The 12,346-nt window shown below is 29.2% G+C and carries 12 protein-coding genes and 1 tRNA gene; 9 read left to right on the plus strand and 4 right to left on the minus strand.

Annotated features, from left to right (window positions below; all coding sequences use genetic code 11):
• The first annotated feature begins 20 nt into the window (after positions 1-20).
• The 7 genes from L3B98_RS23995 to L3B98_RS24025 all read left to right on the plus strand — a co-directional run bounded on the left by L3B98_RS23995 (position 21) and on the right by L3B98_RS24025 (position 5,082).
• Complete coding sequence (locus tag L3B98_RS23995) at positions 21-527, plus strand: nucleoside deaminase (RefSeq protein WP_238918522.1); 507 nt, start codon at positions 21-23, stop codon at positions 525-527.
• A gap of 130 nt (positions 528-657) precedes the next feature.
• The gene (locus L3B98_RS24000) at positions 658-1,008 is read left to right on the plus strand and encodes a CidA/LrgA family protein (protein WP_015395689.1); all 351 of its coding nucleotides are present in this window, start codon (positions 658-660) and stop codon (positions 1,006-1,008) included.
• A complete protein-coding gene (locus tag L3B98_RS24005; protein ID WP_015395688.1) occupies positions 1,005-1,709 on the plus strand; it encodes an LrgB family protein in 705 nt (234 codons plus the stop codon). The genes L3B98_RS24000 and L3B98_RS24005 overlap by 4 nt, the downstream gene beginning before the upstream one ends.
• A 21-nt stretch (positions 1,710-1,730) precedes the next feature.
• Positions 1,731-2,312 (plus strand): hypothetical protein, encoded by a 582-nt coding sequence (locus L3B98_RS24010; RefSeq protein ID WP_077366582.1) that lies wholly within the window; start codon positions 1,731-1,733, stop codon positions 2,310-2,312.
• A gap of 28 nt (positions 2,313-2,340) precedes the next feature.
• Positions 2,341-3,012, plus strand: a complete 672-nt coding sequence (locus L3B98_RS24015; protein ID WP_238918523.1) for a FadR/GntR family transcriptional regulator — start codon at positions 2,341-2,343, stop codon at positions 3,010-3,012.
• A gap of 338 nt (positions 3,013-3,350) precedes the next feature.
• Complete coding sequence (locus L3B98_RS24020; RefSeq protein ID WP_343073707.1) at positions 3,351-4,523, plus strand: cyclopropane-fatty-acyl-phospholipid synthase family protein; 1,173 nt, start codon at positions 3,351-3,353, stop codon at positions 4,521-4,523.
• A gap of 469 nt (positions 4,524-4,992) precedes the next feature.
• Positions 4,993-5,082: transfer RNA gene (locus L3B98_RS24025), tRNA-Ser, on the plus strand.
• A 413-nt stretch (positions 5,083-5,495) separates the two neighbouring features.
• On the opposite strand, the gene L3B98_RS24030 is transcribed toward L3B98_RS24025, so the two are convergent.
• From L3B98_RS24030 to L3B98_RS24045, 4 genes are all read right to left on the minus strand, one after another.
• Complete coding sequence (locus tag L3B98_RS24030) at positions 5,496-5,987, minus strand: PTS glucose transporter subunit IIA (RefSeq protein ID WP_077366581.1); 492 nt, start codon at positions 5,985-5,987, stop codon at positions 5,496-5,498.
• A 147-nt stretch (positions 5,988-6,134) separates the two neighbouring features.
• Positions 6,135-7,472 carry a 6-phospho-alpha-glucosidase gene (locus L3B98_RS24035; RefSeq protein WP_238918524.1) on the minus strand — a complete coding sequence of 446 codons (1,338 nt, stop codon included), beginning with the start codon at positions 7,470-7,472 and terminating at the stop codon, positions 6,135-6,137.
• Positions 7,473-7,478: 6 nt separating this feature from the next.
• Entirely contained in the window at positions 7,479-9,038 is a 1,560-nt protein-coding gene (locus L3B98_RS24040) for a PTS transporter subunit EIIC (RefSeq protein WP_015395682.1), read from the minus strand.
• A gap of 205 nt (positions 9,039-9,243) precedes the next feature.
• The gene (locus L3B98_RS24045) at positions 9,244-9,975 is read right to left on the minus strand and encodes a MurR/RpiR family transcriptional regulator (protein WP_077366578.1); all 732 of its coding nucleotides are present in this window, start codon (positions 9,973-9,975) and stop codon (positions 9,244-9,246) included.
• An 889-nt stretch (positions 9,976-10,864) separates the two neighbouring features.
• Between L3B98_RS24045 and L3B98_RS24050 the strand changes: the two genes are divergently transcribed.
• The gene (locus tag L3B98_RS24050; RefSeq protein ID WP_238918525.1) at positions 10,865-11,278 is read left to right on the plus strand and encodes a hypothetical protein; all 414 of its coding nucleotides are present in this window, start codon (positions 10,865-10,867) and stop codon (positions 11,276-11,278) included.
• A gap of 488 nt (positions 11,279-11,766) precedes the next feature.
• Positions 11,767-12,255 (plus strand): hypothetical protein, encoded by a 489-nt coding sequence (locus tag L3B98_RS24055; protein ID WP_238918526.1) that lies wholly within the window; start codon positions 11,767-11,769, stop codon positions 12,253-12,255.
• Positions 12,256-12,346: the final 91 nt, after the last annotated feature.

Below are 12,346 nucleotides of genomic sequence, written 5' to 3' on the forward strand. Positions count from 1 at the left end.
TTGTAATAGGAGCTGTGTTTATGATTGATTTTTTAGAAGTGGCAAAAGAGGAAGCAATTTCAGCTATGAATAAGGGAGAAATTCCAGTAGGTGCTGTAATTGTAAAGAATGGTGTTATTATAGGGAAGGCTCATAATTTAAAGGAGACCTTAAAGGATAGTACAGCCCATGCAGAAATCTTAGCAATCAAGGAAGCATCGAATTTCTTAGGAGATTGGAGATTAAATGGTGCAGAAATGTATGTAACTCTAGAACCATGTCCAATGTGTGCCAGTGCAATTGCTCAAAGTAGAATATCTAAGCTTTATATAGGAACTTTCAATAAAGATATGGGAGCTTGTGGTTCAGTGATTAATATTACAAATAATAAATGGTTAAATTCATCTTTAGAGGTAAAGTGGCTATATGATGAAGGATGTTCCGAAATTTTGACAACGTTTTTTAAAAATAGAAGAATAGATATAATATACACCTATAAAAAGAGCAGCTATGCTGCAATACGGAACTTTCCTGCAACCAAGAACTAATTCACTTTTTGGGCACTTACTTTTTCCTTCGGTATTTGTTGAAAACATAAAGCGAATGTGGTATATTAATAACAAGTGGTATGACCACTATACCAATTTAAATGGGTGAACATATAGATGAGGTGATTTTTTGAAGTATTTAAAACAACTAATGATTATTTTAATGGCGTATTTTCTAGGTGTCATATTGCAATCCGTGTTTAATTTGCCTATACCAGGTACAGTTATTGGACTTATTATATTATTTTTAGGATTATCATTTGGCATAGTTAAAATGGAAATGATTGAAGATATATGTGATGTGTTAATATCCCATATGTCATTTTTATTTGTACCAGCTGGAGTAGGGTTAATTACATCCCTTGATATATTGAAGAGTAATGCTATATCATTTTCAGTTATAATTCTTATTTCTACTGTAGTAGTTTGGGTTGTGACTGCATATGTTGTAAAAATGTTAAGAAGGGTGGTTTCAAGATGAAGGATGTCATAGCATCTCCGGTTTTTGGAGTTTTAATTTCGCTAATTGCTTATGAAATTGGTAATTTTATAAAGCAAAAACTAAAGCTTTCAATTTTTAATCCGTTACTTATCGCAATAATAATTTTACTTATATTTTTGTCAAAATTTAATATAAAATATGAAGATTATAATAATGGTGGGCAGGTGATTTCTTTCTTTTTAGCGCCTGCAACTGTAGCGTTGGCATTACCTTTATATAAAAAGTTTTCTTTATTTAAGAAAAATGCAGTACCTATTTTAGTAGGAATTTTATGTGGTGTTGTTTCTGGAATAATATGTGTAATTGGGATTTCAAAAATATTTGGACTGTCAAGCGAACTAACAAAATCATTAATACCAAAATCTATTACAACACCTATAGGTATGGCATTATCAAATCAATTGGGAGGATTGCCTGCCATAACTGTAGTTGCTATTATAATTACAGGTATATTTGGTTCTATAATTGGTCCGTTTTTGAATAAAATATTAAAAGTAAATGATAGTGTAGCTATGGGAATTGCTATGGGGAATGCATCCCATGCAGTTGGAACAGCAAAAGCTATGGAAATAGGTGAAACTGAAGGTGCTATGAGTAGTTTGACTATTGCAATTTCAGGAATAATAACAGTAATTGTAGGACCAATAATTTGGAATTTATTTTCAACTTTTTTTAAATAAATTATTTATGGAGGGGATATTGTGATTACGAACAAGGATAATTCAAAGAAAAGCGGGGGTACATTTAACAAGTTATTAAATTCTCTTGATAATTTGTTAAATGAAGAAAAAGAGCAGAAACTAAAATTGAAACTTGGTAAAGAAATAAAAAATAGAATATTTACTGAGGAAATATTAACAAAACTTAATGAAAATGATTTTTCTGATTTAATAGATAAAGAAGAAAATGATATAACAACACTTTTTTCAAGTATATTTCCAATATTCATAAAAAAGAATGATATTATTTTTAGATTATATAAACATAAAATTGAAGTTAATTTATCTAATGAAATGAGTGATAGATATATTTACATTTTTGCTGATGGAAGATTGACTTCTGGGTTATTCCAATGCTTTACGCTTAGCGATGATGAGTATGTATATGGAGTTAAAAAAATAATTGATGTTATACCACTTTTTAGGGAAGCGATATTAAATACCTTAGAAAACTTTAAGAAGAATATAGAGATACACAACAATAAAATCGCGAAGTCAAAAAATAGAGAACCTTTGGTGGAAAAAAACTACAATGAATTATTTAATTATTTATCAAAAAAATAAGATAGTAACTTTTGAGAGGAAGATATAAGTGTTAAGTCCTGTTAAAAACCTAAAGATATATGAACTGGTAATGGAACAGATTAAAGATATTGTTAAAAAAGGTGAATTAAAGACTGGTGATAAGTTACCCTCTGAAAGAGATTTGTGTGAAAGGCTTGAAGTTAGTAGATCCTCTGTAAGAGAAGCATTAAAAGCTCTTCAAATGCTTGGCCTTATAGAATCTAAGCATGGTGAAGGAAATTTTATTAAGGAAAATTTTGAGGATAGCTTGCTTGAACCTTTATCTATAGTATTTTTGCTTCTTGGAAGTAAAGATGAAGAGGTTCTTGAACTAAGAAGAGTAATTGAACCAGAAATAGCAGCTCTTGCTGCAAAAAACATAACTGACGAACAGCTTATAGAATTAAAGAAAATAATGAATGAATTAAATGAAACTATTGATGCTGAAATAAGCGTTTCGTTAGATAAAAAATTTCATTATAAAATAGCTAAGGCTTCAGGTAATAATTTAATTTCAACTATAATGTTTTCTATATCATCTTTAATTGAGAAATATATAGAAAAATCAAAAGTTCATACTTTAAATAAAGAGTTAGTTAAAACTCAACATGAGGAAATATGGAAAGCTTTAGAAGCAAAAGACTTTGAGGCAGCTGCAACAGCTGTTAGAAAACATTTGGAATTGAATACTGATTTGTAAGTATTCAAAAGGTTAGCTTAAATTTATTTAGATAAATTTTTGAATTAATAAGATTCATTTAGGGGTATCAGAATAAAAATGAGAAGGGATTTTACTACATTACAAATTAATATATGTTGCTTAAATTGTGATAACAACTTAGACACAATAAAAAATAATAGACCATTAAGTTATAGAGTGCAAGTGGAAGTTATGATGTTTTTAAAACTATAAGTGCAATTTATATAACTATTTCATTTGTAATATATAATGAGTATTTGATTTGTTGTTTCATGTGCCTAGTTTTATATATTTATCTTTTAAATATGATAACTAATTTAAAATAGGAGATGACAATTGTGATTATTGACAAAGTATTTTACAAAACATTATTCAAAAATTTATTCTCAGATACCTTTGAATTAAAGCTTTGGGATGGAAGTTCAGAGATTTATGGAGAGGGAGAAGTTCAATTTAAGATAATCTTTAATGAACCAATTCCAAAAGCGGATATCATTAAGGATCCTTCCTTAACCTTTGGGGAAGCTTATATGACTAAAAAAATAGACATTGAAGGAAGCGTTCAAAAAGTAATAGAATCGTTATACAATAACAAGGAAAGTTTTTTAAGCAATAGTGCTAAATATGCTGCACTATTAGGTAAAGTTACAAATAATCTAAAAAACAGTAAGAAAAATATTGAGTTTCATTATGATATAGGGAACGATTTTTATAAATTGTGGCTTGATGATACCATGACATATTCTTGTGGATATTTTAAATCCGAGAATGATTCTTTGACTCAAGCTCAAAAAAATAAAGTTGAACATATTCTTAAGAAGCTTGATTTAAAAGAAGGAGAGACTTTGCTTGATATAGGTTGTGGCTGGGGTGAACTTATAATTTCAGCAGCTAAACAATACAAAGTAAAAGCTATGGGAATAACCTTAAGTAATGAACAGTTAGCTAAAGTTACAGAAAGAATAAAAAAAGAGAATTTGGAAGAATTAGTTGAAGTTAAACTAGTAGACTATAGAGAATTAAAAAATAGAAAATTTGATAAAATAGTAAGTGTAGGTATGCTAGAACATGTTGGACAAGACCATCTTGCAGAATATTTTGAAACTATAGATAGGCTATTGGTTGATAATGGTGTATCATTACTTCATTGTATAACTGGTATTGTTGGAGGCAATAATACTTGGATAAATAAATATATTTTCCCAGGTGGATATGTTCCAGCGATTACAGAATTAATTGGTGGAATGTCAGAAAGAAATTTTGATGTAAATGATGTAGAAAATTTAAGACTACATTATGGAAGAACCCTTGAACATTGGGCAAGAAATTTTGAAGAAGCATTGCCTGAGATAAGAAAAACAAAGGATGAAACTTTTATAAGAATGTGGAGATTATATTTAAATGCATGTGCAGCATCTTTTAATTCTGGAAATATAAATATCCATCAATTCTTGTTTAATAAGGGCGTAAATAATGACTTACAATGGACAAGAGATTATATGTATAAATAAAGAAATGTAATCATTATAGATATCCAAAGCAAGAATTAGACATATGCGGAACTTACCGAAATTAAACACATATTTATTACAGCGGACTAATGAAATTTTCGCTGGATGGGTTCTAAGTGGAAGGATGCACCCATTTCTGCATGTTCCTAAAGTAAATTTATGACAAGCAGAAAGTGGAACAACCTTCCACTAATAACCATCACAGCTTAATTTCATATGCCGCTTGCACAAATATGTATCTAATTTCTAGTGTAGTGTTATGATTATAATTTCTCAATGATGCATGTATATTCTATTTATAAGTTTGATTATTAAATTGGATATCTATATAATGAAACAATATTGAAACTTTTGCTAGAGTGATTTTAAGAAAATGAACATATTAGAATGATAAACAAAACTATAAGCATTCAGTTGAATTACTACTAATAATATGCTATTATAAATAAGCATAAAATTACAAATATATGGAGAGATGTCCGAGTGGTCGAAGGAGCACGCCTGGAAAGCGTGTATAGGGGCAACTCTATCAGGGGTTCAAATCCCCTTCTCTCCGCCAATGAAATTAGATAAGAGAAATGCCTGAGATCTTAGCAAAACTAAGGTGTCAGGCATTTTTTTGGTTTAAGAACTATTGAAATTTATACCCTAAACTACCGTATAAAACATCAATTTACCAAGTATATTTTTAGTATTATGGAGAATTAACAGCATCAAGTTTTTGGTCAGTATCTATATGAGTATACATATTTGTGGTAAAAGACGCATAAGAGTGACCGAGTATTTCAGAAACTACATTCATACATACACCTTTTTTACTAATTCTGATGTGAATGAATGCCTTAAGTTCTTTAGTTACTGGAACTTAAGATACTTTTGATGTTTGTATAGATAATTAAAAGTAACCATACTTGTTATAATATTTATTTATCTAAAATGGATTTTTTAATACTTACTTTTACCTTAATAATGCTATTTTAACTGCGTTTCAAATAGTTTTGTTTCTCCAGCTTTAACTTTATTAATATCTTCCCACTTAAAATTAAAACGATCTTCATTACTATTTGTAATAATCATGGGAATAATTGTGCTGCTTGCATTTTCTTTAATAAAATCTAAATCTGCTTCAACAATAATCTGACCTTTTTTAACTTTATCCCCTAATTTTATATGGAAATTAAATCCTTGCCCGTTGAGATTCATAGTTTCAAGCCCAATATGAATAAGAATTTCTTCCCCAAGAGCAGTTCTTAATGCAAAAGCATGTTTAGTTTCTGCAATTAGGATGATTTCTCCATCCACAGGTGCAAAGATTTGACCATTTGAAGGTAAAATCGCAACACCTTCTCCCATAAGTTTTTGACTAAAAACAGGATCTGGAATATCTTCAATTTTTACAAGATCTCCAGAAGCATAAGCAAATATAGATTCACTAATATTTTTGGAAAATAATTTGTTAAACATTTATGGTAACCTCCACTATAATCTTTTATTAGTTATATAAATTTTCATATATTTAATAAACATAAGCATATATGTTTTGATACTCCTGATTGCAACTACTAATTTCTAATCAAGAGTATCAATTCTATGTTATGAATCAGCTAAAATCTAACGGAGTTCATTCCAATATCCTTTGTTTGCTTCTATTAAATCTTTTAATAATTCTTTAGCAATATTAGTATTTACAACTGCACGATTTAATACGAGTGCCTGCAATGCCTTTTGATAGCTTCCTTCTAAGCATGCGTCTACTGACAATTTTTCATACGCATATTGGTTTTCGATAAGTCCCTTGTAAAAAGTAGGTACACTTCCTACTGCTAATGGTTCAACACCATTATTTCCAACACGACATGGGACTTCTACCATCATTTCAGGTGAAACATTTTGAATAGCTCCATTATTTTCTGTTATTGTTAGAAAAATTTCATTTGTGTTATTAGCAATTGCTGTTGCTAAATCAACTATATATTCTGCATGACATCCTACGTCACTAGTTATTTCATATTTAGTGCCACGTATTTTGCCTAAAGATATAATTTCATGCAGTCTGTTGTAAGTTTCTTTTTCATTTCCATCCATTACTTCATTAGCTCTAGTGTATTCTGGATTTTCTTTATCTCTCATCTTTTTTGGATATAAATAATATTGTAAATATGTGTTTGGCAGATATTCATCATAATCATTAATCATTTGACTCATGAATTCAAATGTTGCTTTCCATGAAGGTTCTTGGAAAAGAGGCTCAGTCTGTACATCTACTGGAGTTTTTAATATTTCTCTTAATTTAGGTAAATAATCTTCTCCAGTCCTTTTATCTAAGATATGTGTAAACCAACCAAAATGATTTAAACCAAAATATTTTGGTTCTAAATCTCTTCTCTTTAATCCAAGCACACTTGCATAAATGTCCATAATTGCAATTGGCATATCACAAATGTTGATAATACGATAATCCCCAGGGAATACTCTTTTTGTTGCTTCTGCAACAATTGCAGCTGGGTTTGAATAATTCAAAATCCAACATTCTGGAGAATAAGTACGAATATTTTTTATCAAATCAATAACAGCAGGAACACTTCGTAATCCATAAGCAAATCCTCCAGGTCCACATGTTTCCTGACCAAGACATCCATGTTTTAATGAAATCTTTTCATCTTTTTCACGCATTTTTAATCTTCCTGCACGAATTTGCATAAGTGCAAAATCTATGTCTTTAAATGCTTCTTTTTCATCAGTAGTGTATATAATTTCTTCTAACTCCGGATAATATTCCTTAAATAATATTTCAGCATATTTTCCAACTATATTTTGGCGTTCGCTTTCATTATCATATAAGACAATCTTCTTTAAAGGGAATCTATCCTTTTGGTTACATAACATGGCAAGCATATCTGGTGTGTAACGGCTTGCTCCACCAACAATACAAATTGAATATTTTTTCATTTTACATTACTCCTTTTTTATGTTTTGTTTTTTTATGTTTAATACATTAACAAGTTTTTCTTTTTCAGATTCTACAGTCATTCCAATAATAATCTGTACGTTGCTTCCTTTAATAACAACACCCTTTTGTTTTCCTTTACTAATTATTTCTTTATTTACTTTGTTGATGTCAGCTACATCAATTCTTAAACGTGTAAAGCAGTTGTTTACTTCTACAATATTTTCTGCACCACCTAGCCCTTCAATAAATAATTCAGGATTTTGATTATCAGAACTATTATTTGTAGAAGAATCATAGCTTGTCTTATTATTAAGAGGTTCCTCTTCTCTACCAGGTGTCTTAATGTCAAATTTTTTAATTAAGAAAACAAAGGTGAAGTACCATACTATAGCCATTACAATACCAACGGCAAAGAAAATGTATATCTTAGATAGTTTTGGATCTATAACAGAATTACAAACTATAGTATCAAGTAAGCCATAAATTGAATAGGTTCTTGAGCCCAATACCCAAAGCAGCATTTCTGAAAAGCCTGTAAGTAATCCATGTACTAGCCAAAGTAATGGTGATATGAAAAGAAATGCGAAATCAAGAGGTTCTGTAATACCTGCTACCATTGAAACGAAGAGTGCTGGTATAAGCAAGCCTTTTACAGTACTTTTATTTTCTGGCTTTGCAGTTTTTATCATAGCAAGAACTATACCTAAGCTTGCAAAGATTTTTGCAAATCCAAAAGTAGCAAATCTTATTGAAGGATCAATAGCTGTCAAATTAGCACCACTACCCATTTCTGCATAGAAAATGTTTACAGCACCTTGTACAGTATTACCGTCAATTTGGGCGGTTCCTCCAAAACCAGTGAAACAAAATGGCATCCATAACAAATGATGCAATCCTGTTGGAATTAAAAATCTGTTACCAAATGCATATACAAATACGCCTAATGCGCCTGCACCTTTCATGAATACTGATAAGCAAGAAATGCCATAATTCATAACAGGCCATACATAACTAAGCACAATTGCTAATATTAAAGTAATTGGTATCATAATTATAAATGCAAATCGTGATCCACCGTATACTCGAAACATTTCTACAAATTGTATATTAGATACTTTATTAAATACATATCCAGTGATGCATCCGAGTATTATTCCTAAAAATACATTCATGTCTACTACCTGGAACCCTAAAACAAGATTTTGTCCAGTTCCAAATAACCCCATAGCACCAGGCTGAGCCAGCATATTTTGTGAAGTAAGCCATGCATTGTTTCCAGCCAAAAAGATAATGTAAACAATAAGACTAATAATAGCGGCATCTACTTTTTTTGTTTTGGCAAATGCAGTTGTTAATCCAACACAAAAAATGATAGAAAGGTTATTTAGCATAGCATTCATCATGGTCTTTAATAAAGTTCCAATAAAAATAACAAATGATGGCATAAAACTGAGTTGCATTATGACAGCAATAGCAAGACCAGTTCCCATAATTGCTAAAAACATTACAGGTTGCACTGCAGCTTGTGAAAATTTTTGACTTAATGATAATAATTTTTCTTTCATAAATATGTACCTCCTTTTATTTGTTTTTAGCATACTCTAGATTATATATAGTATCAATGGATTCACTACTTTTATGATAATGTTTACCTTTAGTGAAAAAGTTCACTGAGCCGCAAATATAAAAAGGGCTGTTAATAGAGTGTAGTGTAAAGATTTTTACACAATAATCTACTTTTAACAGCCCTTTTATAGCATGGCACCGTATTTAATTGAGTTCATAAGTGCTAGTTTTTTTGGGTGATAAATATTTATTAGAATATTTGCTTAATACTAATTCTAATAATATTATTAAATTTGAAGTGAAAAAGTTAGGTATATAATGTTCCTTATCTGATTTTATTCCAGCAACTTCTATTGTCATATGAGCTATTTTGCCCAATGGAGAATCCTTAGTTGAAGTAAAAGCTACAACCTTAAAATTATTCTCAATAGCTACGTTAACCTTTTCAAGAATTTCTGACCTTACCCCAGAATAAGAAAGGAAAAAATAGAGTCCGGATTTATTTTTGTTAAAGGCTTCGTAATGATAGCTGCTAGCTGCATCAAATCCAAATGATAATAATTTTTGTAAATAATATTCCTTAGCGCTATCACAAAAGCCTAGAGAATCAATATAAATTCTTTTTTCTCTATATTCTCTTAGTAATTCTACAAGCATATTAATATGAATTGTTAAAGAATCACTTTTATATGTATCAACAATATTATCAGAAAAGTCTAACTTAAGTGCATGATTAGTAGATGCAAGAATGGTATAATACATTTCACTATATCCACTGTATCCAAATTTTTTTGATAATTTTATAATTGCTGATTTTGAAACAAAACATTCCTGTGCTACTGTATTTATACCAACTTTTTCATTTCGGCTAATATGATCATGTATTTTATTCAGAATTATCTTTTCAAGATCTGAGAGATTTATATTACTTTGCATTTTAAACACTTCCTCTCTGTAAAAATAATGCTCATAAAGTTAAATTTTCTTTTAGTATATCATTATGATTAAGTTAAAATCTACATATCAAACAAAAAGAGTGTTAACAGATAATTATTAAATTATTCAAGCTGTTTCTAACAGTTTAAATAATTTAATAATAAAAATATTATAAAACAGAGTATAAGAAAAATGAGAAATCAGTCACACGATATAGCTGTAACAAAGATGCTGATGTTGAACTGTATGTTTTATATAAAGAAAATTTAATATAAACTAATAGAAATTTACCACTAGAGATTGAAATAAAACATATCTTTTGTAATCAAAATTGTAATCAGATGATGAAATAAAAGTCTATAGATGTTGAAAATACTGGAGTTGTAGAAATGATGAGAAAGCTTTCAAATCCCCTTCTCTCCGCCACTAGTGTTTTGAACGCTTCCAGGTGTGCTCCGCTTTAAGGATGTATGAAAATTAAGTCACACGTTTTTTATTGAAAAATATTCAAAACGTGTGATTATTTTTTTATGTAATTGATAATTATGATATTTGGATATATGAGATAAGTATACATCTATTTTTTAAACATAAAAAGTTTGAGAAGGAAGAAGAAAGCAGAATAGCTTTTATTGTTGGAGATAATTGTTCAAATGAAATTATTAAATTCTTCATATTCGTATTTAATAATGTATTACATGTATATACTGGCAGTACAATCTATACATGTTTTTATTTAGTAATAAAATAAGTTTATTTTTAGTTAAAGCAAAATTGCATTTGTCAAACCCAAATTTATTTTTCCCTACAAGTAGATAATTATACTTGATTTTACAAAATTCCCATATTAGGTACAATATATAATATAACTACTTAGGGGGATGAATAAATGAAAAAAATATTAAGCATACTACTATGCAGCTTAATGATGTTTGTATTAATTGGATGTGGAGGATCTGCTAAAAAGCTTACAGCTGAAGAATATGGAAATAAATTAAAAGAGTCTGGGGTTGCTATTGAAAATGTAGAAGTGACAACTGCTGAAAATGATAAAAACCAACTATTAGGAAGACCAAATCAATATACGTCTAAAATTAATTTTACGAATGGATCTATTGAAGTTTTTGCTAATAAAGAAGATGCTAAAAACAGAAAAGAGTATATTGATGGCATAGGTAAAAAAATGCCACTAGTAGCTGAATATAGTTACATAAATGATGCTGGTGTATTATTAAGACTTGATAAAAAGCTTACTCCAGATGATGCAAAGAAATATGAAGATACATTCATGAAAATAAAATAAATTAATGCAGCTAGAGTTTAATGCTCTAGCTTTATTTTATCTATATATTAATGTGGTAAATTTTTTTTATTAAAAGTAAAAGTATACTATTAATGACAATAACATCGTGAAGATATTTGAAAGTAATAATCGCGCGAAGGTGTAGAAATACAACTCTTCTAGCTTATAATTTTTTGATTTGCGCCTGGAAAGTGTGTATAGGGGCAACTCTATTAGGGGTTCAAATCCCATTCGCTCCACAATGTATCGTTAAGTGCCTATCTAACTTGTTTAAGAGATATAAACGATAGGATTAAGGAACACGCTTTTTTAGGAAATTTAAGAGAGCGTGTTTCTTGCGTTTGTTCAAAAATAGCTTTTTGGAGAAACGTGATTATTTACGGAAAATATACGAAACGTGTTTTTTATTTTCCCTTTATGTAAAATATTTGACAATAAATACATATCGTGTACAATTATAATAGAATATTCTAAGGGAGGAAATAATAATGAAAAAGAAAATAATTAGCGTTTTATTGTGTGCAGTAACTGTATTAAGTTTTGTTGGATGTGGAGATACTAAATCTAATGATTCATCAAAAGAGGCAGCAAGTGTTTCAAATACTAATTCTAATGATAAAAAAGATGATGCAAAAAAAGAAGAAAGTAAAGTTCTTTTTGAGGATGAATTCGCTAAAGTTACTTATACTGGGATAGATAGAGATGCAACTATTGGTCCACAGATAAAAGTTGAAATAGAAAATAAAAGCGACAAAGATATTACAATACAATTAAGAGATGTTTCAGTTGATGGAACTATGATGGATCCGATTTTTAGTGCTGATGTACTAAAAGGCAAAAAAGCTAAAACTACAATTGATTTAATGAAAGATAAAGTAGATAAAAACTTTAAAGCTATAGAAGGTAAATTTAAAATAATGCCTAAAGATGATGTTGTAACTACATTAAAAGACGAACCATTTAAAATTAATTATTAAATTTTAATATAAGCTGGGATTTAATCTCCTAGCTCTACTTTTTTACCATAAATTAAATATTTATAAATTAATTGTTACAATTGACAATGAG

The organism is Clostridium sp. YIM B02555 (assembly GCF_022320955.1).
Lineage (GTDB): Bacteria > Bacillota > Clostridia > Clostridiales > Clostridiaceae > Clostridium > Clostridium saccharoperbutylacetonicum.

Excerpts from the sequence above, each read along its gene's own strand:
- L3B98_RS24035 (WP_238918524.1), bottom strand. The coding sequence starts at position 7,472 with ATGAAAAAATATTCAATTTGTATTGTTGGTGGAGCAAGCCGTTACACA.
- L3B98_RS24040 (WP_015395682.1), bottom strand. The coding sequence starts at position 9,038 with ATGAAAGAAAAATTATTATCATTAAGTCAAAAATTTTCACAAGCTGCA.
- L3B98_RS24045 (WP_077366578.1), bottom strand. The coding sequence starts at position 9,975 with ATGCAAAGTAATATAAATCTCTCAGATCTTGAAAAGATAATTCTGAAT.
- L3B98_RS24005 (WP_015395688.1), top strand. The coding sequence starts at position 1,005 with ATGAAGGATGTCATAGCATCTCCGGTTTTTGGAGTTTTAATTTCGCTA.
- L3B98_RS24055 (WP_238918526.1), top strand. The coding sequence starts at position 11,767 with ATGAAAAAGAAAATAATTAGCGTTTTATTGTGTGCAGTAACTGTATTA.
- L3B98_RS23995 (WP_238918522.1), top strand. The coding sequence starts at position 21 with ATGATTGATTTTTTAGAAGTGGCAAAAGAGGAAGCAATTTCAGCTATG.
- L3B98_RS24030 (WP_077366581.1), bottom strand. The coding sequence starts at position 5,987 with ATGTTTAACAAATTATTTTCCAAAAATATTAGTGAATCTATATTTGCT.
- L3B98_RS24050 (WP_238918525.1), top strand. The coding sequence starts at position 10,865 with ATGAAAAAAATATTAAGCATACTACTATGCAGCTTAATGATGTTTGTA.